The organism is Erwinia mallotivora (assembly GCF_000590885.1).
GTDB lineage: Bacteria > Pseudomonadota > Gammaproteobacteria > Enterobacterales > Enterobacteriaceae > Erwinia > Erwinia mallotivora.
In genome coordinates this window covers 13,733-38,117 of sequence record NZ_JFHN01000052.1, presented here as the reverse complement: position 1 = coordinate 38,117, position 24,385 = coordinate 13,733, and the positions used below count along the sequence as shown (strand labels likewise).

Genomic DNA, 24,385 nt, shown 5'->3' with positions numbered 1-24,385 from the left:
ATAAATGCCGTGGCTGATAACGTAACAGCTGGTTTTGCATTAAATAACACGCCGACAATTAACGCTTCTCAGGGCTGCTATCGGGTTGTGAAAAATGGCTGTGGTTTTTGTGTTCGGCGACAAACGCGCGTTGATTTTGCCGACTGGTTGAATGCAGGTTTTTTTTAACCGGGCTGGCGGAGGGGTGTTCAGAATGAAATAAGGCCGCGCTGGCGGCCTTATTCGTTGAAGCTTACTGTTGCTCAGCCTGTTTTGACTGAATCGCGGTCAGTGCGATGGTGTAGACAATGTCGTCAACCAGCGCGCCGCGAGACAGATCGTTCACCGGCTTGCGCATTCCCTGCAACATCGGACCGATAGAGATTAGATCGGCTGAACGCTGCACGGCTTTATAAGTGGTATTACCGGTGTTGAGATCCGGGAAGATAAATACCGTTGCGCGGCCCGCAACCGGGGAGTTCGGCGCTTTAGATTTAGCCACGTCGTCCATAATGGCAGCATCGTATTGCAACGGGCCATCAATCACCAGGTCCGGCCGTTTTTCCTGCGCAATGCGTGTGGCTTCACGTACTTTTTCCACATCGCTACCTGCCCCCGAATTGCCGGTGGAGTAGGAGATCATCGCCACGCGCGGCTCGATGCCAAAAGCGGTGGCAGAATCGGCGGACTGAATGGCGATTTCGGCCAGCTGTTCCGGGTTAGGATCCGGATTGATGGCGCAGTCACCGTATACCAGCACCTGCTCCGGCAGCAGCATAAAGAACACGGAGGAAACCAGCGAACTGCCAGGCGCAGTTTTAATCAGCTGTAATGGCGGACGAATGGTGTTGGCCGTGGTGTGTACGGCACCGGAAACCAGACCATCCACTTCACCACGTTCCAGCATCATGGTGCCGAGCATAACGTTATCTTCCAGCTGCTCCTGCGCGACCACTTCAGTCATTCCTTTGTTTTTACGCAGTTCTACCAGACGGGCGACGTAATTTTTACGGACCACTTCCGGGTCAACAATTTCGATGCCTTTACCCAGTTCCACACCTTGCACGGCGGCAACCCGTTGGATCTCATCCGGATTGCCCAGCAGGATACAGGTGGCAATACCGCGTTCAGCACAGATGGCTGCCGCTTTTACCGTACGGGGTTCATCACCCTCCGGCAGGACAATACGTTTGCCAGCCTGACGTGCCAGCTCGGTTAACTGGTAACGGAAAGCCGGAGGTGACAGACGACGGCTGCGTTCAGAGGCGGCAGTCAGCGATTCGATCCAGTCGGAGTCGATATGGCTGGCCACATACTCCTGCACCCGCTCAATGCGCTGCGTATCGTCAGCAGGAACTTCCAGATTGAAACTTTGCAGACTCAGCGAGGTTTGCCAGGTATTGGTTTTCACCATAAATACCGGCAGGCCGGTAGCAAAGGCGCGCTGGCAGAGTGCGTTAATCTGGTCATCAATTTTGTAGCCACCGGTAAGCAGAATGGCACCAATTTCCACGCCGTTCATTGCGGCCAGGCAGGCGGCAACCAGTACGTCAGGGCGGTCTGCTGAAGTGACCAGCAGCGACCCCGGACGGAAGTGCTCAAGCATGTGTGGCAGGCTACGCGCACAGAAGGTGACAGATTTCACCCGCCGGGTGCTGATATCACCTTCGTTAATCACTTCAGCATTCAGGTGATGACACATATCGATGGCGCGAGTGGCGATCAGTTCGAAGCTCCAGGGAACACAGCCCAGTACCGGCAGAGGACTGTTAGCAAACAGCTGCTTCGGATCGATATTAGCGACGCTGGCCTTGGTAGAATCATCAAATATTTCAGACAGGTCTGGTCGGGTACGCCCCTGGTCATCAACCGGCGCGTTGAGTTTATTGATGATAACCCCAGTGATATTTTTATTTTTGTTACCACCAAAACTGCTTTGGGTCAGTTCGATACGCTCTTTTAACTGGGCAGGGGAGTCATTGCCCAGTGACATGACAAACACAATTTCGGCATTCAGCGTTTTAGCAATTTCGTAGTTCAACGCGGAAGCGAACTGATGCTTACGGGTCGGCACCAGGCCTTCAACCAGTACCACTTCAGCATCTTTGGTATTTTCATGGTAGCGTGCGATGATCTCTTCCATCAGCACGTCCTGCTGATCGGAACCAAGCAGCGACTCAACCCGGCTCATCTGCAACGGCTCGGCCGCAGGAATCGATGAACTTTTACGGATGATATTGGTGGTCTGATCGGGCGAATCGCCTCCGGCACGGGGCTGGGCGATGGGTTTGAATACGCTCAGGCGAACGCCTTTGCGTTCCATGGCGCGGATAACGCCAAGACTGATACTGGTCAGGCCGACGCTGGTGCCGGTCGGGATTAGCATAATTGTACGGGACACGGTAAACCTCTCAGATCATAACCCTGGTAACGGGTCGCACAGCAGCACCTGTTTACCCGGTTGATGACAGAAGTGAACTTCCGGGAATTGATTAACCTGCCGCTTTACGATGACACTCATCATGGTGGTTATGTAATTTGGTGTCGGAAAACAACACCGCCAGCAGGGCTGGCGGTGTTGATGACTTAAGCCGTCAGACGACTGGCGTCCTGGGCAATGACTAACTCTTCGTTAGTGGGTATCACCAGCGCAGGTCGGGTGCCTTCTTTATTGATAAAGCCGGACTTGCCAAAGCGCGCGTCCAGATTGCGCTGATGGTCAACGTCAAAGCCGAGCAGAGCCAGCTTGTTCAGCGTCAGTTCGCGCACCATCGCGGCATTTTCACCAATGCCACCGGTGAAGATTACCGCATCCAGACGGCCATCCATCAACGCGGTGTAAGAGCCGATATATTTCGCCAGACGGTGGCAGTAAACGTTCATGGCACGTTTAGCATCGTCCTTCGTTTCGTAATTATCTTCTACGTAACGGCAGTCGCTGGTGACGCCAGTCAGTCCCAGCAGGCCAGACTCTTTGGTCAGCATTTTATTGATGGCATCGACGCTCATGCCCAGCGTATCGTGCAGGAAAAACATGATTGCCGGATCGATATCGCCAGAACGGGTTCCCATCACCAGGCCTTCCAGCGGGGTAAGACCCATTGAGGTATCCACGCATTCACCGTTACGAATAGCGGAAACAGACCCGCCATTACCCAGATGGCAGGTAATGATGTTCAGCTCTGCCAGTGGTTTATTGAGTGCTTTTGCCGCCTGATGAGTCACATAGAAATGGCTGGTGCCATGCGCGCCATAGCGACGGACGCCATGCTCTTTGTACAAATGATAAGGCAGGGCGTAAAGATAGGACTCTTCCGGCATAGTCTGATGGAAAGCGGTGTCAAAAACAGCGACATTCTTGTCAGAAAGGTGGGGGAAGTTTTTCATTGCTTCATCAATACCGATCAGATGTGCCGGATTGTGCAGAGGAGCAAAAGATGAAGCATCTTTGATTCCCTGCAAAACAGTCTGATCGATAACAACGGATTGCGTCAGTTTTTCACCACCATGAACAATACGATGACCGATTGCAGTGATTTGTGCAGAAAGTTCAGGTTTTTGTGCCAGGATAGATTTAACGATAAAGTTAAGTGCTTCGCTGTGGGCTGCGCCAGCGCCCAGTTCCGCTTCCTGCTTAGCGCCTTCCATTTTCCACTTAATACGTGCCTCTGGCAGGTGGAAACATTCGGCTAAACCGGAGAGGAATTCATCGCCGTTTGCCGGATCGATAATGGCAAATTTGAGCGATGAACTGCCGCAGTTCAGAACCAAAACTAACTTACTCGACATGGAAGGTCCCTATTGGTTAAATTGGCGAAAAGAAAAGCAAACAGACTTTCAGCGTAGCGCATGAAAGTGTGTAGATTAATGATGAACATCATGCTGACCGCTAATTTTGTGCAAAAGCAAGAAATCTCATAAAAATGTTGGGAGTTGTTGAGTTAATCCATGTTGATATGCCTGAATCCCTGCGGCTGACAACATGGCGTTAACGGTCAGTAAAGAAACGAGCACAGGATAACCAGTGTCTCCCTTAAAGACAAAATATTTTGAAAGTTGTAAGGTAAAGTTGTTGTGTTGTGGTTTTTGTTTATTTTTTCTCTCCGAAGTTGAGGTCAGGCATGGCTAATGAATCCGGTTCTGTCGGTTGGTTTAAACTCTTTCAGCACGGACAGCATTATATGAAGACATGGCCTGTTGATAAGCGTCTTGCCCCCATGTTTCCTGAAAACCGGGTCACCAAAGTGACACGTTTTGCCATTCGTTATATGCCGCCTGTGGCCGTTTTTACCATGACCTGGCAGATTGCTCTGGGTGGGCAACTGGGGCCAGCCGTGGCGACAGCACTCTTTGCCTGTAGCCTGCCGATGCAGGGATTATGGTGGTTGGGTAAACGCTCAGTGACGCCTTTACCTCCGGGGCTGTTGAACTGGTTCCATGATGTACGCGAGAAGCTGTTGGCGGCAGGGCAGGCGCTGGCGCCCGTTGAAGGTAAACCGACCTATCAGTCTCTGGCGGATGTGCTCAGGCGCGCATTTAAACAGCTGGATAAAACCTTTCTCGACGATCTGTAAGATGCTGCGTTTTTTTTGATTTACCTGCAAAAACCCGGTCTGTGTCAAAGAAGCCGCTGTTTGCTGTACGGCTTCGCTGCGGCCTGTGCGATCCTTGTGACATCCCCATTCTCAATGTTGCCTTGTCCCAGTGATACCGGAGTGAATAATGGAAATGACCCACGCCCAACGCTTAATCCTTTCAAACCAGTATAAAATGATGAGCATGCTCGACCCTGATAATGCTGAGCGTTATCGTCGTCAGCAAACCATTATTGAACGAGGCTACGGCCTGCAAATGCGTGAACTTGACCGCGAATTCGGCGAGCTGAGCGAAGAAGTCTGCCGCACTATTATCGACATCATGGAGCTGCATCATGCGCTGCATGTTTCCTGGAGTAATCTGAAAGATCCTTCTGCGTTTGAGGAGCGCCGCCTGGCTTTCCTCGGCTTTGACGCCGCGACGGAAGCCCGCTATCTCGGCTACGTACGTTTTATGGTCAATGTGGAAGGGCGTTACACCCAATTCGATTCCGGCACGCATGGTTTCAACGCGCAAACACCTATGTGGCAGAAATACCAACGAATGCTGGCCCTGTGGCATACTTGTCCAAGGCAGTATCATCTGAGCGCGAATGAGATCGCGCAAGTCATCAACGCCTGATAAGGAAAAGCGTAGTGAAGTGTAAAGGTTTTCTGTTTGATCTGGATGGCACACTGGTGGATTCCCTGCCTGCTGTGGAGCGTGCCTGGATAAATTGGGCCAGACGTCATCAAATCGCAGCTGATGAAGTGCTGAACTTCATTCATGGCAAGCAGGCTATCACTTCATTACGTCACTTTATGGCGGGTGCTTCTGAAGAGGCCATCCAGCAGGAGTTTTACGCGCTGGAAAAGTTGGAATCAGAAGACACTGAGGGAATTGTTGCCCTGCCGGGAGCAGGTCAACTTATTGCTATCCTTGATGAACTTGATGTGCCCTGGGCGATCGTTACATCCGGTTCCATGCCGGTCGCCTCGGCCCGGCGGCGAGCAGCCGGATTGCCCGATCCAGAGGTTTTAGTAACGGCTGAACAGGTGCAAAACGGTAAACCTGCGCCTGATGCCTATCTTCTGGGAGCACAACTGCTCGAGCTTGAGCCAGAGGAGTGTGTCGTGCTGGAAGATGCCCCCGCAGGCATACTCTCCGGATTGGCGGCGGGCTGCCATGTTATTGCTGTCAATGTGCCATCGGGTTCACCGCGTCTTGCCGACGTGGATATGCAACTGACTTCACTGGAGGAGCTTGTTGTCCATAAAAACCCTGACGGCAGCATTAATATCCACAGAAAACACTAAGTTATGATTTAGCCCCGCACCAGCGGGGTTAAATTTATGGCATTCTCAGTTGTCCTGCCACTAAACAGAGAATGATTGTGAATAAAGAACTGATCTGGGTTCTCAGCCTTTTATGTCTGGTAATTATGCTGTTTATCAGCGGCAAACTACGTATGGAAGTAGTGGCGTTGCTGGTCATTATTACTTTTGTCCTTAGTGGTACTCTCACCTTGCAGGAAGCCACTGCTGGTTTCAGCGATCCCAATGTGATCCTGATTGCGGCGCTGTTTGTTATTGGTGAAGGCTTAGTGCGCACCGGCGTTGCCCTGAAAATGGGGGAATGGCTGATTAAAATGGCGGGCAGCAGCGAGTCGAAAATGCTGGTGCTGCTGATGCTAACCGTTGCCGGTCTCGGTGCCTTTATGAGTTCCACCGGCGTCGTGGCTATTTTTATTCCGGTAGTGATGAGCGTGGCTGCCAGAATGAAAACCTCTCCCGGCAGACTGATGATGCCGCTGAGTTTTGCCGGGTTAATCAGTGGCATGATGACTCTGGTCGCTACGCCGCCTAACCTGGTTGTCAACAGTGAACTGCTGCGTGAGGGACTCAACGGATTTCGTTTTTTTGATGTGACGCCAGTCGGCCTTGTCGCGCTGATACTGGGGATTGGTTACATGCTGTTGGCCCGCTTCTGGCTGGTCACTCCGGATAATCAGGACGAGGCTAAAAAGCGTACCCGCAGGACATTTCGTGATTTAATCCGGGACTATAAATTAAGTGGCCGGGCGCGCAGATTGGCGGTGCGCGCGGGTTCGCCGCTGATTGGAATGCCTCTGGATGACTTACAGCTGCGCCAGCGTTACGGCATTAACGTGGTTGGACTTGAGCGCTGGCGTAAATTTCGCCGGGTGATGGTGCCAGTTACCGGCACCACGGAATTTCATGCCCGGGATGTCTTATTAATTGATATGTCAGCCGCAGGTATCGATTTGCGTGAGTTTTGCAGTGCAAACTTACTGGAGCCGATGATCCTGCGTGGCGATTATTTCTCCGACCGTGCGCAGGACGTCGGTATGGCCGAGGTGCTGGTGATCCCGGACTCGGAGCTGCAAGGAAAAACGTTACGAGAGATCGCTTTTCGTTCCCGATTTGGCGTCAGTGTGATTGGGGTCAGGCGTAAAGGAGAGGTGGCCGAAGGCGCGCTTAACGACCTGCCTCTGGAGTTGGGTGACAGCCTGCTGGTCATTGGTGACTGGAAGAAAATCACGCAGTTGCAGCAACAAAAACGCGACCTCATCTTGCTGAATTTGCCTGCTGAGGTGGACGATGTTGTCCCGGCGAATAGTCAGGCACCTCATGCCATTTTCTCTCTGGCGCTGATGGTGGCAATGATGCTTACCAATGAGATCCCTAATCCCGTCGCTGCGCTGATTGCCTGTTTGCTGATGGGGAAGTTCCGCTGTATAGACATGGAAAGTGCATTGCGGGCCATACACTGGCCCAGCATTATTTTGATCGTCGGTATGATGCCTTTTGCCCTGGCCTTGCAAAAAACCGGCGGTGTGAAGCTGATAGTTGACGGGCTGATGAATCTTGCGGGTGACAGAAGTCCACACGTCATGTTGCTTTGTCTGTTTGTACTTTGCGCCACTATAGGTTTGTTTATTTCCAACACTGCCACGGCGGTGCTGATGGCACCTATTGGCGTGGCGGCGGCGCATCAGATGGGGGTCTCCCCCTATCCGTTTACCCTGATTATTGCGGTAGCCGCTTCGGCAGCTTTTATGACCCCGGTATCATCGCCAGTGAATACGTTGGTGCTGGGGCCGGGCGGTTACCGGTTCGGCGATTTTGTGAAAATTGGTGTGCCCTTTACCCTGCTGATTATGGTGGCGAGCGTCATGCTGGTGCCGGTGCTTTTCCCGTTCTGAACAATTTACAGCGACTCCTGGCTGATTTCGTCCAGCGAAAGGTTAAAGCTGGGAACGAACACCTCCACAAAATAGTCCATTTCCGGGCTGTGACGTGAACTGAGAGTTTTTTCCAGTCGTGCTTTTGCCAGCTGGAACTCGTGGTTTCCGGCTGACAGTTCTTCCAGGCATTTCAGGTAGGCGCATAGCGCGTCTGCCTGCTTAACGATGGCCGTTTCGTCTTCGCTCCGCTGCTGTTCATCCAGCAATGGACGATAGGCATTTCGCAACTCTTCCGGCAGCATCTCTACCAGCTTTAACTGAGCTATTTTTTCTATTTTTTTGTATTCATGGGCAATTTGCGCATTGTAATACTTCACCGGGGTGGGCAAATCTCCGGTAAGAACTTCGCTGGCATCGTGATACATCGCCATCAGGGCGATACGATCGGCGTTGAGATTGCCATTAAACTTCTGGTTTTTTATCACCGCCAGCGCATGAGCGACCATGGCTACCTGCAAACTGTGTTCGGAGACATTTTCGGTTCGTACATTACGCATCAACGGCCAGCGATTAATCAGCTTCAGACGTGAGAGGTGGGCAAAAAAGTGGCTTTGATTCATAAGGTACGGTTTTCCTGTGACGCGGTAGCCGGACATCCGGCTACGCAGACCTGGTGAAACGTTGTTCGCGCTGGCAGAGCGCGCCCTGAGTGGAGTGAACGCCAGATCGTCAGGGCAGGGCAATCACTGATGATAGCCTTCAAGAAAACGGCCAAATTTGCTTATCGCCATTTCAAGATCGTTAACATGAGGCAGGGTTACAATGCGCACATGATCGGGCCACGGCCAGTTGAAAGCGCTTCCCTGAACCAGCAGTACTTTTTCCTGGAGCAGAAAATCCAGCACCATTTTCTGATCGTCATGCAGATTAAACTTTTTAGCATCGATCTTTGGGAACATGTAGAGTGCGCCGTCGGGTTTCACGCAACTGACACCGGGAATATCATTGATCAACTCCCAGGCGCGTTGACGCTGTTCATACAACCGGCCACCAGGCACGATAAATTCACTGATACTCTGATAGCCGCCCAACGCGGTCTGAATGGCGTGCTGGGCTGGAACATTGGCACACAGGCGCATCGACGCCAGCATCTCCAGTCCTTCAATGTAACCTTTGGCATGTTTTTTCGGCCCGTTCAGTACCATCCATCCCTGGCGAAATCCGGCCACGCGGTAGGTTTTGGAGAGGCCATTAAAGGTGATAGTGAGCAAATCCGGAGCCAGCGCCGCAATAGAATGATGTTGAGCTGCGTCGTAGAGGATCTTGTCATAAATTTTATCAGCAAAAATAATCAGGTTATGCTGTCGGGCCAGTTCAACCACTTCCAGCAGTAACTCTTTGCTGTAAACCGCGCCGGTGGGGTTGTTGGGGTTAATAATGACGATGCCGCGCGTACGTGGGGTGATTTTACTACGAATGTCATCCAGGTCCGGGAACCAGCCTGCGGACTCATCGCAAAGGTAATGTACGGCTTTGCCGCTGGAGAGGGATACTGCGGCTGTCCACAGTGGGTAGTCCGGGGCAGGGACCAGCATTTCGTCGCCGCTGTTCAGTAATGCCTGCATCGACTGCACAATCAGCTCTGATACACCGTTACCAATATAGACATCTTCCACGGTCATCTCGCGCATGCCGCGAGCCTGATAGTGCTGCACAATGGCCTTACGGGCAGAATACAAGCCTTTGGAGTCGCAGTACCCTTGCGCGCCTGGCAGATTGCGGATGACATCAACCAGGATTTCATCAGGGGCTTCAAAGCCAAACGGGGCAGGGTTGCCGATATTAAGCTTGAGAACTTTATTACCTTCTTCTTCCAGGCGTTTTACTTCTTTTAATACCGGGCCGCGGATGTCGTAGCACACGTTATCCAGCTTGCTGGATTTATCAATTGGGGTCATTTCTTCTGCCTTTGACTAAGCTGCATTCCTGCCGTGGAAAGTGAACCAGCACAATGTACTCCTCTCCAAAGCGCTTTTGAAGTGGCATCACGGGTTTTAGCAGGTTGATGCGCCCTGAAGATTTTTTTTGTCCTTATTTGGTAACTATTGATGGATAAAGGGAGGATTAAACTGTTAAATAAGGCTTAATTGAATGTTTAAAAAATGAACCTTGTGTCATTGTGATACTCTTACAATAAATGCAGAAAAAATGTGTGCCAATCCGCTTCTTTCCTGGTCAGAATGGTACTGAATGATAAATTTTTGTACAAACAGGCACTATTCTGACGGGTTAACCAATAAAATCTTATTTTATTGATAAGAATAATCGGATTCAGGCTTAAAAAGTAATCGACAGTATGTCAGGATAATGTTGAGTAGATTTAGCACCTGGCTCTCAGGCGCTAAAAGCGAAAAATTAACGATTCTCTTATCGATAGTGTTAAAGATTATTAATCATTTCTGTGAAGAGATGGACCTGCTCCGATTCGTTGAATGGTTGAGGGTGAGTGTCACTGATATGAATTGGTTATCTGGCATTTACCGAAATGCTGAGGCGTCAGGTGACACTTTCTGTCATCTGCAAAGTGAAGCAAAGCAAGCATTAGTGATGTATCAGACGTAAGAGCCTGTTGGCGGCTCACCTCTGGGTTAACCAGAGATATTATGGTCGCCGGGGTTGCAACGTCTGCGTTAGAAAGTAATGCAGTCAGGGTGAAAATCTTACTACATTACAGCATGATTACCGATTTATCTCTCTGATAAAGAAGGTAATAACACCAGGGTAGCTGTTATTAAAAAACTTATAAAAGTGAAGAAAACATGACTAGTGCAAATCGTCCAATCCTTAATCTCGACCTCGATCTGCTGAGAACTTTTGTTGCTGTTGCCGATCTGAATACTTTCGCGGCGGCAGCGGCGGCAGTGTGTAGAACGCAGTCGGCGGTCAGTCAGCAAATGCAACGACTGGAGCAACTGGTAGGCAAAGAGCTGTTCGCCCGCCACGGGCGCAACAAACTGTTGACGGAACACGGGATACAGTTACTGGGTTACGCCAGAAAGATCCTGCGTTTTAACGACGAGGCCTGTACATCGCTGATGTACAGTAATATCCAGGGAGTGCTGACCATTGGTGCTTCTGATGATACCTCCGATACCATTCTGCCGTTTCTGCTCAACCGCGTGACGTCAGTCTATCCCAAGCTGGCGATCGACGTTCGGGTGAAGCGCAATCCGTTTATGATGGAGATGCTTAATCAGGGTGAAGTTGACCTGGTGGTTACCACGTCCAGTCCGATGAACTTTACCTGGCAGGTGTTGCGTACTTCTCCAACGCTCTGGTACTGCGCTGCGGACTATATTTTTCAGCGTGGGGAGGCAATTCCACTGGTATTGCTGGATGAGCCCAGCCCTTATCGGGATATGGCTATCGATCATCTCAACGAAGCGGGCATTCCGTGGCGCATCTCTTATGTTGCTTCCACACTTGCAGCAGTCAGGGCAGCGGTCAAAGCCGGACTGGGGGTGACAGCCCGTCCGGTTGAGATGATGAGCCCGGAATTGCGTGTAATGGGTGCGGCAGAGGGTCTGCCGGTTTTACCAGACACTGAATATTTGCTTTGCCGTAATCCGGACAGTTCGAGTGAACTTGCTCTGGCTATTTTTAACGCCATGGAATCAAGTAACGATCCTTATAATCTGACCACCGGCCTTCAGGACGGCACTTCTTTCCCGGATGATGACGAGTGATTTTTCAGTTCTTAGCGTTTAATATTAATTGTTAATTCTCTAAGATTAAAAACTACATTCTGTTTAAAAAAGCCTTTTGGTGACTATTCTGAGCCAAAAGGCTTTTTTGTTATCTTTTGACATGCGTTTCCGAATATCCCTTTTATTTTCCACATCTTTCAGCAGATGTTTTTTTCATCTGAAAAAAAATTTAACCGACCGCTTTCAGCGATGGCCTTTTATGCTGAATTGATCTTTACGCCAACTCTCTGAGTTACCCTCATCTTATAAAAGACAAAACTGTGTTCTGGATCAAAAAAATAACCCTTTTAAGGGGAAGGAAAAGCGTGTGAATCCTGCGAGAATACGCGTTGTTAAATCCCCGATCCACACAGGGAAATACCCGCTACACTCTATTCACAGAATGCGACTGACACGATTTAGCTCATTTTTTACGCATCAAATGTTAAATAAATGATACTGGTGTAAAATAATGTGTGGATACTTTTGTTAAAGTTGACAAAAGGTTATGTAAAGGAGTAAAAAACCCCATAAAATTGCTGCTTAATCAACAAAGACAGCAAGATTTATAAGGTTTTTTGTTTTTCCCTTGAATCACGTGCCAGAAAGACTGCCGTTAATAAGTGCAGGAAATCTGATTCCACGTTTTTGAATGAAGCAGAGTATATGTCAACAACTACTGAAGTCGTCGCTCATCACTGGGCGTTTGCCGTCTTTCTGATTGTCTCTATCGGTCTGTGCTGTGCAATGTTGGCCGGAGCGTGGTTTCTCGGTGGAAAAGCCCGTGGGCGTTACACCAACACCCCTTTTGAATCCGGTGCAGCCCCGGTTGGTACTGCCAAACTGCGCATGTCTGCAAAGTTCTATCTGGTCGCCATGTTCTTCGTCATCTTCGACGTGGAGGCGCTCTATCTGTACGCCTGGTCAACGGCCATTCGTGAGAGCGGCTGGACGGGCTTTGTCGAAGCCACAATTTTCATTTTGGTACTGCTTGCTGGTCTGGTTTATCTGATCCGTATCCGCGCGCTGGACTGGGCCCCGCCCCCACGTCGTGTCGTGGTCAAATCAACCACCATTTCGCATTCCAAACGTCATACGCAGTAACAGCGAGGCACAAAGATGGACTACACGCTCACCCGCGCCGACCCAAACGGTGAGAACGACCGTTACCCATTGCAGAAACAGGAGATTGTCACCGATCCTCTGGAGAAGCACGTTAACCAGACCGTCTACATGGGCAAACTTGAGCACGCCCTTCATGACATGGTCAACTGGGGACGCAAAAACTCTCTCTGGCCATTTAACTTCGGTCTTTCATGTTGTTATGTCGAGATGACCACGTCATTTACTTCGGTACATGACGTGGCGCGTTTTGGTTCCGAAGTTATTCGTGCCTCGCCGCGCCAGGCCGACTTTATGGTGGTGGCAGGAACCTGTTTTACCAAAATGGCTCCGGTGGTACAGCGTCTGTATGATCAGATGCTGGAGCCCAAGTGGGTAATTTCAATGGGAGCCTGCGCCAATTCAGGCGGCATGTACGATATCTACTCTGTCGTGCAGGGTGTTGATAAGTTCCTGCCGGTCGATGTTTATATTCCTGGCTGTCCACCTCGTCCTGAAGCCTATATGCAGGCACTGCTTCTGTTACAGGAATCGATCGGTAAAGAGCGCCGCCCGCTCTCCTGGGTGGTAGGCGATCAGGGTGTCTACCGTGCCAATATGCAATCAGAGCGTGAAAGAAAGCAGGGCGAACGCATCGCGGTGACTAACCTGCGCACCCCGGATGAAATTTAAAGCACGTAAAGGGTGAGGTCCCGAATAATCCGGCGCATATCAAAATAACATCCGCGCCAGCCTCATCCTGATGCCAATACTGAGTCACACACATGGTGAACGACTTATGACAGATTTGACCACGCAAGATCTTGCTCAGCCAGAATGGCAAACCCGGGATCATCTGGATGATCCGGTTGTCCAGGATCTGCGTAACCGTTTTGGGCCTGATGCCTTTACCGTTCAGCCAACCCGCACCGGTGTTCCGGTGGTATGGGTTAAGCGTGAACAATTACTGGAAACAATCGTGTTTCTGCGGAAATCGCCGAAACCTTACGTAATGTTGTACGACCTTCACGGCATGGATGAACGGTTAAGAACCCATCGGGCGGGCTTGCCTGCTGCCGATTTTTCCGTGTTCTATCACCTCATCTCCATTGAGCGCAATCGCGACATTATGTTGAAGGTGGCGCTGTCTGAAAAAGACCTGCATCTGCCCACCATCACTAACATTTTCCCTAATGCGAACTGGTACGAACGCGAAACCTGGGAAATGTTTGGCATCACGTTTGATGGTCACCCGCATCTGACACGCATTATGATGCCGCAATCCTGGGAAGGGCATCCGCTGCGTAAGGATTATCCGGCGCGTGCCACGGAATTCGATCCGTTTGAGTTAACAAAACAGACCGAAGATTTGGCAATGGAGCAGATGACCTTCAAGCCGGAAGAGTGGGGCATGAAGCGCGGCACCGCCAACGAAGACTTTATGTTCCTCAACCTGGGGCCGAACCACCCCTCTGCACACGGCGCATTCCGTATCATTCTGCAACTGGACGGCGAAGAGATTGTCGACTGCGTTCCGGATGTGGGCTATCACCATCGTGGCGCAGAAAAGATGGGGGAGCGTCAGTCCTGGCACAGCTATATTCCTTACACCGATCGTATTGAGTACCTTGGCGGCTGTGTTAACGAAATGCCCTACGTACTGGCGGTGGAGAAACTGGCTGGTATTAAAGTGCCAGAGCGCGTTGACGTGATTCGCGTAATGCTTTCAGAGCTGTTCAGAATTAACAGCCACCTGCTCTACATCTCCACCTTTATTCAGGACGTCGGTGCCATGTCGCCGGTGTTCTTTGCCTTTACCGATCGCCAGAAAATTTATGATGTCGTAGAAGCTATTACCGGCTTTCGTATGCACCCGGCCTGGTTCCGCATTGGCGGCGTGGCGCACGATTTGCCGAAAGGCTGGGACCGCCTGCTACGGGAATTCCTCGACTGGATGCCAAAACGGCTGAAAGCGTACGAACAAACCGCACTGAAAAACTCCGTGCTGATTGGCCGTGCCAAAGGGGTTTCTGCTTATGGTCTGGACGAAGCACTGGCCTGGGGAACCACCGGCGCAGGCTTGCGCGCCACCGGCCTGGATTTTGACGTGCGTAAATGGCGTCCTTATTCCGGTTACCAGAATTTCGATTTTGAAGTGCCGATTGGTGATGGTGTCAGCTGTGCCTACACCCGTGTGATGCTGAAAATGGAAGAGATGCGCCAGAGTATGCGCATCCTTGAGCAGTGTCTGAAAAACATGCCGGAAGGCCCGTTCAAAGCTGACCATCCGCTGACCACACCGCCGCCAAAAGAGCGCACGCTCCAGCATATCGAAACCCTGATCACTCACTTCTTACAGGTTTCATGGGGCCCGGTGATGCCAGCCAATGAATCCTTCCAGATGATAGAGGCGACCAAGGGGATTAACAGTTACTACCTGACCAGTGACGGCAGCACCATGAGCTATCGCACCCGTGTGCGAACGCCCAGCTTCCCGCACCTGCAACAGATCCCTTCGGTGATCAACGGCAGCCTGGTATCCGACCTGATCGTATACCTCGGTAGTATCGATTTTGTTATGTCAGACGTGGACCGCTAATTATGCACGATCAACGAATTGCGATTGAAACGATCGAAGACGACGCCCCCTTTGTGCTGAGCGCGCTTGAGCATGATGCTATCGAACATGAAAAGCACCATTACGAAGATGCCCGTGCGGCTTCCATCGAAGCGTTAAAGATTGTCCAGAAACAGCGCGGCTGGGTGCCGGATGGTGCCATCAATGCCATTGCTGAAGTGTTGGGCATCCCCGCCAGTGATGTGGAAGGTGTGGCGACATTTTACAGCCAGATTTTCCGTCAGCCGGTTGGCCGCCATGTGATCCGCTATTGCGACAGCGTGGTGTGTCACATCACCGGTTTTCAGGGTATTCAGGCGGCACTGGAAGAGAATTTGCGTATTAAGCCCGGCCAGACTACGGCGGATGGTCGCTTCACACTGCTGCCGACCTGCTGCCTGGGTAACTGCGATAAAGGCCCGACGATGATGGTGGATGAAGACACCCATGTTCACCTGACGCCGGAAAACATCGTCAACTTACTGGAGCAGTATCAATGACATTTAAAGAGATCATTCGTACTGCGGAGACGCATCCGCTGACCTGGCGTCTGCGTGACGATAAACAGCCGGTATTTTTCGACGAATATCGTAGCAAAAACGGTTATGCCGGTGCCGACAAAGCGCTCAAGACCATGTCGCAGGAAGATATTGTTGCGGCGGTAAAAGACTCCGGATTAAAAGGTCGCGGCGGCGCGGGGTTTTCCACCGGACTGAAGTGGAGCCTGATGCCGAAAGACGAATCCATGAATATCCGTTACCTGTTGTGTAACGCCGATGAGATGGAGCCAGGCACCTATAAAGACCGCCTGTTAATGGAGCAGATGCCGCACCAGTTGGTTGAGGGAATGCTGATCAGCGCCTTTGCCCTGAAGGCTTATCGTGGCTACATCTTCCTGCGTGGCGAGTACATCGAAGCCGCAGTCAATCTGCGCCGGGCCATAGCGGAAGCGACAGAAGCAGGCTATCTCGGAAAAAATATTCTCGGCACCGGTTTCGATTTTGAGCTGATCGTGCATACCGGCGCGGGCCGCTACATCTGCGGAGAAGAAACCGCGTTAATTAACTCGCTGGAAGGACGGCGCGCTAACCCGCGTTCAAAGCCCCCATTCCCCGCCTCGGCAGGCGCATGGGGTAAACCGACCTGCGTAAACAACGTCGAAACCCTGTCCAACGTGCCGGCCATTCTTGCCAATGGTGTCGAGTGGTACAAAGGCATTTCCGGCAGTGAAGACACTGGCACCAAGATGATGGGTTTCTCCGGTCGGGTGAAAAACCCAGGCGTCTGGGAGCTGCCGTTTGGTACGACCGCCCGTGAAATCCTGGAAGACTATGCTGGCGGTATGCGTGATGGCCTGAAGTTTAAAGCCTGGCAGCCGGGGGGCGCAGGGACCGATTTCCTGACTGAATCGCACCTTGACCTGCCAATGGAATTTGCCAGCATCGGCAAAGCGGGCAGCCGTCTGGGCACCGCGCTGGCGATGGCGGTTGATCACGAGATCAACATGGTTTCGCTGGTGCGCAATCTGGAAGAGTTTTTTGCCCGCGAATCCTGCGGCTGGTGTACGCCATGCCGTGACGGACTGCCGTGGAGCGTAAAAATTTTGCGCGCGCTGGAACGTAAAGAGGGGCAGCCGGGTGATATCGAAACGCTGATGCAACTCTGTCGACAGTTAGGCCCGGGTAAAACCTTCTGTGCGCACGCGCCAGGTGCAGTAGAGCCACTGCAAAGCGCAATCAAATATTTCCGTGAAGAGTTTGAGGCAGGCATCGCGCCACAGGTATGGGGCAACGCACACGCGATAGCCGGAATCCAGGCCAACCTGCTGAAGTCCCGTTGGTAAAGAAAAATTAAGATGCGAGAAGTCATCGCTGATTTTACCTGAGGTTTTTCAGTCACAGTCAGGCGACATCAAAAGCACTCCGGACGCAGGGATTAGCCAGTGTCCAGGATAAAAACGCAGTCAACGCCGCTGTGACAGACAAGATGACAGGTAGAAGAATTCTGTTTAACGCTCGTCTGGTACGAGCCTTACTTGAGCATGTTCACTATGGCTACAATTCATGTAGACGGTAAAGAATATGACGTCGATGGTGCGGACAACCTGTTACAGGCTTGCCTCTCACTCGGTCTTGATATTCCTTATTTTTGCTGGCATCCGGCGCTGGGTAGTGTCGGTGCCTGCCGTCAGTGTGCGGTAAAGCAATTCCAGAACGCCGAAGATACGCGTGGCCGCCTGGTAATGTCCTGTATGACCCCAGCATCGGATGGCACTTTCATCTCTATTGATGATGCAGAGGCCAAAGAGTTCCGTGAAAGCGTGGTGGAGTGGCTGATGACCAACCACCCGCACGACTGTCCGGTGTGTGAAGAGGGCGGCAACTGCCATCTTCAGGATATGACCGTGATGACCGGGCACAGCTTCCGTCGCTACCGCTTCACCAAGCGTACCCACCGTAATCAGGATCTGGGGCCGTTCATCTCTCATGAAATGAACCGTTGTATCGCCTGCTATCGCTGCGTGCGTTACTACAAAGATTACGCTGATGGCAGCGATCTGGGTGTCTACGGCGCACATGACAACGTCTATTTTGGCCGCCCGGAAGATGGGGTGCTGGAGAGCGAATTCTCCGGTAACCTGGTAGAAATCTGCCCGACCGGCGTATTCACCGATAAAACGCACTCTGAACGCTATAACCGTAAATGGGACATGCAGTATGCACCAAGCATCTGCCAGCAGTGCAGCATTGGCTGTAACACCAGCCCGGGCGAGCGTTATGGCGAACTGCGTCGCGTTGAAAACCGTTACAACGGCACCGTTAACCAGTACTTCCTCTGTGACCGTGGTCGCTTTGGCTATGGCTACGTCAACCTGAAAGACCGGCCACGCCAGCCGATGCAGCGTCGTGGCAATGACTGGATCGCGCTCAATGCGGAACAGGCAATGCAGGGTGCGGCAGATGTACTGCGTCAGGCGAAGAAAGTTATCGGCATCGGCTCACCACGCGCCAGCATTGAAAGCAACTTTGCGCTGCGTGAACTGGTGGGCGCAGAGAACTTCTCCACGGGCATCCCTGCCGGTGAGCAGGCCCGTCTGGAGCTGATGCTGAGCGTACTGCGCGACGGCGGCATCCATACGCCAGCCCTGCGCGAAATTGAAAGTTACGATGCGGTGCTGGTGTTGGGTGAAGACCTGACTCAGGTTGGCGCGCGCGTGGCGCTGTCAGTGCGTCAGGCGGTCAAGGGCAAGGCCCGCCAGATGGCGGCGGCACAAAAAGTGGCTGACTGGCAGATTGCGGCCATCATGAACATCGGACAGCACGCCAAACATCCGCTGTTTGTCACTAACGTTGATGCCACCCGTCTGGATGATATCGCCGCATGGAGTTATCGTGCGCCGATCGAAGATCAGGCTCGCGTTGGCTTTGCCATTGCTCACGCACTGGATGAAACCGCGCCAGCGGTGGAAGGGATTGATCGTTCACTGGCCAGCAAAATTGACGTGGTGGTCCAGGCGCTGGCCGGTGCGAAGAAACCGCTGATTATTTCCGGCGTGCATGCAGGCAGCGAGGCGATGATCCAGGCTGCGGCTAACGTTGCCAGAGCCCTGAAAGGCCGTGGCGCGGATGTCGGTATCACCCTGCTGGCCGGCAGCGCAAACAGCGTTGGACTTGGCCTGATTGGTGGCCAGCCGTTGGATGCGGCGCTGAGCGAACTGGAAAATGGATCGGCAGATGCGGTGATCATCATGGAAAACGATCTCTACCGTCATGCGCCAAAAGCCACGGTCGATGCGGCGCTGAGTAACACGCCAAACGTGATCGTTATCGATCATCAGCGCACGGCGACGATGGAGAAAGCGGGGCTGATCCTGTCAACCGCCAGTTTTGCAGAGAGCGACGGTACCGTGGTTAACCAGGAGGGGCGCGCTCAGCGATTCTTCCAGGTTTACGATCCGGCCTATTATGACCATAACGTGGCGATGCTGGAGAGCTGGCGCTGGTTGCACTCATTGCAAAGCACTATCAGCAGCCGCCAGGTGGACTGGACGCAGCTGGACCATGTTATCGATGCCTGTGTTACGGCCCTGCCGCAGCTGGCTGGCATTAAAGATGCTGCGCCGGATGCCAGCTTCCGTATTCGTGGTCAGAAGCTGGCTCGTTCACCAGCCCGCTCCAGTGGTCGTACCGCCATGCGCGCCAATATCAGCGTGCATGAGCCGCGTCAGCCGCAGGATAAAGACACCATGTTTGCTTTCTCAATGGAAGGAAACAACCAGCCGTCTGCCGCCCGTTCACAAATTCCTTTTGCCTGGGCTCCGGGCTGGAACTCCCCGCAGGCGTGGAATAAATTCCAGGATGAAGTGGGTGGAAAGCTGCGCAATGGCGACCCCGGCGTTCGCCTGTTTGAAGCCGGTAGCGGCCAGCTTGACTGGTTCGATACGGTGCCAGAGACGTTCAGCGGTCAGCAAAACAGCTGGCGTGTCGCGCCTTATTTCCAGCTGTTCGGCAGCGAGGAGATGACCCAGCGTTCACCGGTTATCCAGCAACGGATGCCAGAGCCTTATCTGATGGTGAATCCTGCTGACGCCGCCGCGCTCGGTGTTAATGCCGGCGCATCGGTTGAGTTTACCTGCGCAGGCGAAACGCTGCGTCTGCCGGTGCGTTTCTCTGAAACCTTGCAGGCAGGGCAGGTCGGTTTGCCGCTGGGGATGCCGGGTATTCCGCCGTTCCTGCTGGGTGCGAGCATTGATAATCTGCGGGAGGCGGCACAATGAGCTGGCTGACACCGGAAGTTATTGACGTCATTATTGCCGTCGCAAAAGCCTTAGTGATCCTGTTTGTGGTGGTGGGCTGCGGTGCCTTTATGAGTTTTGGCGAACGTCGTCTGCTTGGCCTGTTCCAGAACCGTTACGGGCCTAACCGTGTGGGTTGGGGTGGTTCGCTCCAGCTGGTGGCGGACATGATCAAAATGTTCTTCAAAGAGGACTGGACGCCGCCCTTTACCGACCGGGTAATTTTTACCCTCGCGCCGATGATCGCCTTTACCTCACTGCTGCTGGCGATGGCTATCGTGCCGGTGACCTCAACCTGGATGGGTGCCGATCTGAATATCGGCCTGCTGTTCTTCCTGATGATGGCGGGGCTGGCGGTCTACGCGGTGCTGTTCGCTGGCTGGTCCAGTAACAACAAATACTCGCTGTTAGGCGCGATGCGTGCCTCGGCGCAGACCCTGAGTTATGAAGTGTTCCTTGGCCTGTCGCTGATGGGCGTGGTGGCGCAGGCGGGATCGTTCAATATGGTCGATATCGTCAACAGCCAGCAGCACCTGTGGAACATTATCCCGCAGTTCTTTGGCTTCCTGACCTTTGCCATCGCCGGTGTGGCCGTGTGCCACCGTCATCCGTTCGACCAGCCGGAAGCAGAGCAGGAACTGGCGGACGGTTACCACATTGAATACGCCGGGATGAAGTTCGGCCTGTTCTTTGTCGGTGAATATGTCGGTATCGTCACCGTTTCCTCACTGATTGTGACGCTGTTTTTCGGTGGCTGGAACGGCCCGTGGCTGCCGCCTGTTTTCTGGTTCGCCATTAAAACGGCGTTTTTTATGATGATGTTCATTCTGATCCGCGCGGCGTTACCACGTCCGCGCTACGACCAGGTGATGTCGTTCGGCTGGAAAGTTTGTCTGCCGTTAACGTTGCTGAACCTGCTGGCAACTGCCGCAGTGATTCTGTACAACGCCTGAGGTTGGGGTTAAGACTATGACATTAAAAGACATTCTGGTGGGGTTTGGCACCACGATCCGCAGTATCGTGCTGATTGGCTCAAACGCCTTTGCCAAACGTGAAACCATGATGTACCCGGAAGAGCCGGTCTATCTGCCGCCTCGCTACCGTGGCCGCATTGTGCTGACGCGCGATCCTGACGGTCAGGAGCGCTGCGTGGCCTGTAACCTTTGCGCGGTAGCCTGCCCGGTGGGGTGTATTTCCCTGCAAAAAGCGGAAATGGCCGATGGTCGCTGGTATCCCGAGTTTTTCCGTATCAACTTCTCTCGCTGCATTTTCTGTGGCCTGTGTGAAGAGGCCTGCCCGACCACCGCTATTCAGCTTACCCCCGATTTCGAAATGGGTGAGTTTAAGCGTCAGGATCTGGTTTATGAGAAAGAGAACCTGCTGATCTCCGGTCCGGGCAAATACCCGGAATATAACTTTTACCGGATGGCGGGCATGGCGATCGACGGGAAAGACAAAGGCGAAGCGGCTAACGAAGCTAAACCCATCGACGTCAAGGGCTTGTTACCTTAAGGAGCCAGGCATGGAATTTGCGTTTTATCTTTGCGGACTGGTCGCGGTGCTGACAACGTTGCGCGTTATCACCCACACCAACCCGGTTCACGCACTGTTATATCTGATCATCTCTCTGCTGGCGGTGGCCGGGGTGTTTTTCTCCCTTGGGGCTTACTTTGCCGGGGCGTTGGAAATCATCGTCTATGCCGGGGCGATCATGGTGCTGTTTGTCTTCGTGGTGATGATGCTTAATCTCGGCGAGAGCGTGCAGGCCCAGGAGCGTGAATGGCTGAAGCCAGCGGTGTGGTTGGGGCCAGGCCTCTGCTCTCTGCTGCTGCTGGTGGTGATGGTCTGGGCCATTCATTCCGTGCATGACCACGGTATTGATGGACGGATGATTGATGCGAAAGCCGTAGGCATCAGCCTGTTTGGCCCTTATGTCCTTGCGGTAGAACTGGCATCGATGCTGCTGCTGGCAGGACTGGTCGTGGCGTATCACATCGGACGTGAACAGCGTGCGGGTGAGGTGCTGAGTAATCGCCCGGAAGATACCGTGGCAGCGAAGAAGGAGGAACACGCATGATCCCTTTGCAACACGGTCTTATTCTGGCCGCCATTCTTTTCGTTCTCGGTCTGACCGGGGTGATCATTCGTCGCAACCTGCTGTTTATGCTGATCAGCCTTGAAATTATGATCAATGCGGCAGCGCTGGCATTTGTGGTTGCTGGTAGCTACTGGGGCCAGGCTGACGGTCAGGTGATGTATATCCTGGCAATCAGTCTGGCAGCGGCGGAAGCCAGCATCGGACTGGCATTATTGCTGCAACTGCACCGCCGCAGCCAGAACCTCAACATTGACAAAGTGAGTGAGATGCGCGGATGAATCTTCTCTTTTTAACCATTTTGTTCCCGCTGATTGGCTTTGTGCTACTGGCCTTTTCCCGTGGTCGTTGGTCAGAGAATCTGTCTGCTACGGTGGGAATGGGTTCCGTCGGGCTGGCGGCGTTGGCCACTCTGTATGTCGGTATCGACTTTTTCAGTCATGGACAGGCGCTGTTTAACCAGACGCTGTGGACCTGGATGCATGTCGGCACCTTTGACATGAAAATGTCCCTGACGCTGGATGGCCTGTCGCTGACGATGCTGTCGGTGGTGACCGGCGTGGGCTTCTTTATCCACATGTTCGCCTCCTGGTACATGCGTGGTGAAGAGGGCTACTCCCGCTTCTTCGCCTACACCAACCTGTTTATTGCCAGCATGGTGGTTCTGGTGCTGGCCGATAACCTGATGCTGATGTATCTGGGTTGGGAAGGGGTGGGGCTGTGCTCCTATCTGCTGATTGGTTTCTACTACACCGAACCGAAAAACGGCGCGGCGGCAATGAAAGCCTTTATCATCACCCGCGTCGGCGATGTGTTCCTCGCCTTTGGATTATTTATCCTGTGGAATGAACTGGGGACGCTGAACTTCCGTGAGATGGTGGCGCTGGCACCTGAGCACTTTGCGGCCAACAATCATATGTTGCAGTGGGCCACCCTGATGCTGCTGGGCGGTGCTGTGGGTAAATCTGCGCAGCTGCCGTTGCAAACCTGGCTGGCGGATGCGATGGCCGGTCCAACGCCGGTTTCAGCGCTGATCCACGCCGCGACCATGGTTACCGCCGGGGTGTATCTGATTGCCCGCACTCATGGCCTGTTTCTGCTGACGCCGGAAGTACTGCATCTGGTTGGCATTGTGGGAGCCGTTACCCTGGTGCTGGCGGGGTTTGCCGCGCTGGTACAGACCGATATCAAACGTGTGCTGGCTTACTCAACCATGAGTCAGATTGGCTACATGTTCCTGGCGCTGGGCGTGCAGGCCTGGGATGCGGCCATCTTCCATCTGATGACCCATGCCTTCTTCAAGGCGCTGCTGTTCCTCTCCTCCGGCTCGGTGATCCTTGCCTGCCACCACGAGCAGAACATCTTCAAAATGGGTGGCCTGCGTAAGAGCATCCCGCTGGTGTATGTCTGTTTCCTGGTGGGTGGCGCGGCGCTATCCGCTCTGCCGCTGATTACCGCAGGCTTCTTCAGTAAGGATGAGATTCTGGCCGGTGCGCTGGCAAACGGTCATATCAACCTGATGGTGGCCGGTCTGGTCGGGGCATTTATGACCTCGCTGTATACCTTCAGAATGATTTTCATCACCTTCCACGGTGAAGAAAAAATTCACGCTCATGCCGGTAAAGGGATAACCCATCATCTGCCGCTGCTGGTGCTGCTGGTTCTCTCCACCTTTGTTGGCGCAATGATCGTGCCGCCACTGAAGGGCGTCCTGCCTGATACGGCCGAACTGGCGCATGGCCGGGTACTGACCCTGGAAATTACCTCTGGTGTGGTTGCAGTGGTAGGTATTTTGCTGGCAGCCGCGCTGTGGCTGGGTAAGCGTTCGCTGGTCAGCAGTATTGCCCGCAGCGCGCCGGGGCGTTTCTTCTCCACCTGGTGGTTTGCGGCCTGGGGATTCGACTGGCTGTACGATCAGATTTTCGTCAAACCTTATTTGTTTATTGCGCGTTTGCTGTCACGCGATCCGCTCAACGCCGTCATGAACATCCCGGCTCTGTTCTCCCGTCTGGCGAACAAAGGTCTGGTGGTCAGCGAAAACGGCTATCTGCGCTGGTATGTCGCCTCAATGAGCCTGGGTGCCGTGGTGGTACTGGCGTTGTTGATGGTGGTTTAAGGTTTGTGAGCGGGCCAGGCTGTGTCCTGTCCCCATGTTGAAAGATGTTGAAAATTACCTGAGAGTTGGGCGTCATCGGCGCAGTCAGTATCGACACCGCCAGCGCGGAGCAACCGCAGCATACTTAGGTATGTGAGGATTGCGAGCACTGCC

General features: G+C 52.9%; 20 protein-coding genes. 16 read left to right on the top strand and 4 right to left on the bottom strand.

Going from position 1 to position 24,385, the window contains the following annotated elements:
• Positions 1-232: 232 nt before the first annotated feature.
• Complete coding sequence (pta, locus tag BG55_RS12395; protein ID WP_152542765.1) at positions 233-2,380, bottom strand: phosphate acetyltransferase; 2,148 nt, start codon at positions 2,378-2,380, stop codon at positions 233-235.
• A gap of 185 nt (positions 2,381-2,565) precedes the next feature.
• The gene (gene ackA, locus BG55_RS12390; RefSeq protein ID WP_034938124.1) at positions 2,566-3,768 is read right to left on the bottom strand and encodes an acetate kinase; all 1,203 of its coding nucleotides are present in this window, start codon (positions 3,766-3,768) and stop codon (positions 2,566-2,568) included.
• Positions 3,769-4,100: 332 nt separating this feature from the next.
• On the opposite strand from ackA, the gene yfbV reads away from it, so the two are divergent.
• The 4 genes from yfbV to BG55_RS12370 all read left to right on the top strand — a co-directional run bounded on the left by yfbV (position 4,101) and on the right by BG55_RS12370 (position 7,780).
• Positions 4,101-4,553, top strand: a complete 453-nt coding sequence (gene yfbV, locus BG55_RS12385; protein ID WP_034938122.1) for a terminus macrodomain insulation protein YfbV — start codon at positions 4,101-4,103, stop codon at positions 4,551-4,553.
• A gap of 148 nt (positions 4,554-4,701) precedes the next feature.
• Complete coding sequence (locus tag BG55_RS12380; protein WP_034938121.1) at positions 4,702-5,196, top strand: YfbU family protein; 495 nt, start codon at positions 4,702-4,704, stop codon at positions 5,194-5,196.
• Between the two features lie 14 nt (positions 5,197-5,210).
• Entirely contained in the window at positions 5,211-5,870 is a 660-nt protein-coding gene (locus BG55_RS12375) for a sugar phosphatase (RefSeq protein ID WP_034938120.1), read from the top strand.
• A gap of 77 nt (positions 5,871-5,947) precedes the next feature.
• Positions 5,948-7,780, top strand: a complete 1,833-nt coding sequence (locus BG55_RS12370; protein ID WP_034938170.1) for an SLC13 family permease — start codon at positions 5,948-5,950, stop codon at positions 7,778-7,780.
• A gap of 5 nt (positions 7,781-7,785) precedes the next feature.
• On the opposite strand, the gene yfbR is transcribed toward BG55_RS12370, so the two are convergent.
• Together yfbR and BG55_RS12360 are read right to left on the bottom strand one after the other, a co-directional pair.
• Positions 7,786-8,382, bottom strand: coding sequence for a 5'-deoxynucleotidase (gene yfbR / locus BG55_RS12365; protein WP_034938118.1), 597 nt, complete (start codon positions 8,380-8,382; stop codon positions 7,786-7,788).
• 123 nt (positions 8,383-8,505) lie between these two features.
• Entirely contained in the window at positions 8,506-9,720 is a 1,215-nt protein-coding gene (locus BG55_RS12360) for a pyridoxal phosphate-dependent aminotransferase (RefSeq protein WP_034938116.1), read from the bottom strand.
• Positions 9,721-10,581: 861 nt separating this feature from the next.
• Here BG55_RS12360 and lrhA point away from each other — a divergent pair.
• From lrhA to nuoL, 12 genes are all read left to right on the top strand, one after another.
• Positions 10,582-11,508, top strand: coding sequence for a transcriptional regulator LrhA (gene lrhA, locus BG55_RS12350; RefSeq protein WP_034938112.1), 927 nt, complete (start codon positions 10,582-10,584; stop codon positions 11,506-11,508).
• A gap of 666 nt (positions 11,509-12,174) precedes the next feature.
• The gene (locus tag BG55_RS12345) at positions 12,175-12,612 is read left to right on the top strand and encodes an NADH-quinone oxidoreductase subunit A (protein WP_034938111.1); all 438 of its coding nucleotides are present in this window, start codon (positions 12,175-12,177) and stop codon (positions 12,610-12,612) included.
• A 15-nt stretch (positions 12,613-12,627) separates the two neighbouring features.
• A complete protein-coding gene (locus BG55_RS12340) occupies positions 12,628-13,302 on the top strand; it encodes a NuoB/complex I 20 kDa subunit family protein (protein ID WP_034938110.1) in 675 nt (224 codons plus the stop codon).
• Positions 13,303-13,408: 106 nt separating this feature from the next.
• Complete coding sequence (gene nuoC, locus BG55_RS12335) at positions 13,409-15,208, top strand: NADH-quinone oxidoreductase subunit C/D (protein ID WP_034938109.1); 1,800 nt, start codon at positions 13,409-13,411, stop codon at positions 15,206-15,208.
• A gap of 2 nt (positions 15,209-15,210) precedes the next feature.
• Positions 15,211-15,726, top strand: coding sequence for an NADH-quinone oxidoreductase subunit NuoE (nuoE, locus tag BG55_RS12330; RefSeq protein ID WP_034938108.1), 516 nt, complete (start codon positions 15,211-15,213; stop codon positions 15,724-15,726).
• Positions 15,723-17,069, top strand: a complete 1,347-nt coding sequence (gene nuoF / locus BG55_RS12325) for an NADH-quinone oxidoreductase subunit NuoF (RefSeq protein ID WP_034938107.1) — start codon at positions 15,723-15,725, stop codon at positions 17,067-17,069. Before nuoE ends, nuoF begins: the two co-directional genes overlap by 4 nt.
• 207 nt (positions 17,070-17,276) lie before the next feature.
• Positions 17,277-20,003: an NADH-quinone oxidoreductase subunit NuoG gene (nuoG, locus tag BG55_RS12320; protein WP_034938106.1), complete on the top strand. Its 2,727-nt coding sequence runs from the start codon at positions 17,277-17,279 to the stop codon at positions 20,001-20,003.
• Positions 20,000-20,974, top strand: a complete 975-nt coding sequence (gene nuoH / locus BG55_RS12315; protein WP_034938105.1) for an NADH-quinone oxidoreductase subunit NuoH — start codon at positions 20,000-20,002, stop codon at positions 20,972-20,974. The genes nuoG and nuoH overlap by 4 nt, the downstream gene beginning before the upstream one ends.
• Positions 20,975-20,990: 16 nt before the next feature.
• Positions 20,991-21,533, top strand: coding sequence for an NADH-quinone oxidoreductase subunit NuoI (nuoI, locus tag BG55_RS12310; protein ID WP_034938104.1), 543 nt, complete (start codon positions 20,991-20,993; stop codon positions 21,531-21,533).
• A 10-nt stretch (positions 21,534-21,543) separates the two neighbouring features.
• On the top strand, positions 21,544-22,098 hold the full coding sequence (nuoJ, locus tag BG55_RS12305) for an NADH-quinone oxidoreductase subunit J (protein WP_034938103.1): 555 nt from the start codon (positions 21,544-21,546) through the stop codon (positions 22,096-22,098).
• Positions 22,095-22,397: an NADH-quinone oxidoreductase subunit NuoK gene (gene nuoK / locus BG55_RS12300; protein WP_034916091.1), complete on the top strand. Its 303-nt coding sequence runs from the start codon at positions 22,095-22,097 to the stop codon at positions 22,395-22,397. The genes nuoJ and nuoK overlap by 4 nt, the downstream gene beginning before the upstream one ends.
• Positions 22,394-24,232, top strand: a complete 1,839-nt coding sequence (gene nuoL, locus BG55_RS12295; protein ID WP_034938101.1) for an NADH-quinone oxidoreductase subunit L — start codon at positions 22,394-22,396, stop codon at positions 24,230-24,232. The genes nuoK and nuoL overlap by 4 nt, the downstream gene beginning before the upstream one ends.
• The last annotated feature ends 153 nt before the right edge of the window (positions 24,233-24,385 follow it).

Excerpts from the sequence above, each read along its gene's own strand:
- nuoG (WP_034938106.1), top strand. The coding sequence starts at position 17,277 with ATGGCTACAATTCATGTAGACGGTAAAGAATATGACGTCGATGGTGCG.
- BG55_RS12345 (WP_034938111.1), top strand. The coding sequence starts at position 12,175 with ATGTCAACAACTACTGAAGTCGTCGCTCATCACTGGGCGTTTGCCGTC.
- lrhA (WP_034938112.1), top strand. The coding sequence starts at position 10,582 with ATGACTAGTGCAAATCGTCCAATCCTTAATCTCGACCTCGATCTGCTG.
- BG55_RS12360 (WP_034938116.1), bottom strand. The coding sequence starts at position 9,720 with ATGACCCCAATTGATAAATCCAGCAAGCTGGATAACGTGTGCTACGAC.
- nuoK (WP_034916091.1), top strand. The coding sequence starts at position 22,095 with ATGATCCCTTTGCAACACGGTCTTATTCTGGCCGCCATTCTTTTCGTT.
- nuoJ (WP_034938103.1), top strand. The coding sequence starts at position 21,544 with ATGGAATTTGCGTTTTATCTTTGCGGACTGGTCGCGGTGCTGACAACG.
- yfbR (WP_034938118.1), bottom strand. The coding sequence starts at position 8,382 with ATGAATCAAAGCCACTTTTTTGCCCACCTCTCACGTCTGAAGCTGATT.
- nuoC (WP_034938109.1), top strand. The coding sequence starts at position 13,409 with ATGACAGATTTGACCACGCAAGATCTTGCTCAGCCAGAATGGCAAACC.
- yfbV (WP_034938122.1), top strand. The coding sequence starts at position 4,101 with ATGGCTAATGAATCCGGTTCTGTCGGTTGGTTTAAACTCTTTCAGCAC.
- nuoH (WP_034938105.1), top strand. The coding sequence starts at position 20,000 with ATGAGCTGGCTGACACCGGAAGTTATTGACGTCATTATTGCCGTCGCA.
- ackA (WP_034938124.1), bottom strand. The coding sequence starts at position 3,768 with ATGTCGAGTAAGTTAGTTTTGGTTCTGAACTGCGGCAGTTCATCGCTC.
- BG55_RS12380 (WP_034938121.1), top strand. The coding sequence starts at position 4,702 with ATGGAAATGACCCACGCCCAACGCTTAATCCTTTCAAACCAGTATAAA.
- nuoE (WP_034938108.1), top strand. The coding sequence starts at position 15,211 with ATGCACGATCAACGAATTGCGATTGAAACGATCGAAGACGACGCCCCC.
- BG55_RS12340 (WP_034938110.1), top strand. The coding sequence starts at position 12,628 with ATGGACTACACGCTCACCCGCGCCGACCCAAACGGTGAGAACGACCGT.
- nuoF (WP_034938107.1), top strand. The coding sequence starts at position 15,723 with ATGACATTTAAAGAGATCATTCGTACTGCGGAGACGCATCCGCTGACC.
- nuoI (WP_034938104.1), top strand. The coding sequence starts at position 20,991 with ATGACATTAAAAGACATTCTGGTGGGGTTTGGCACCACGATCCGCAGT.
- nuoL (WP_034938101.1), top strand. The coding sequence starts at position 22,394 with ATGAATCTTCTCTTTTTAACCATTTTGTTCCCGCTGATTGGCTTTGTG.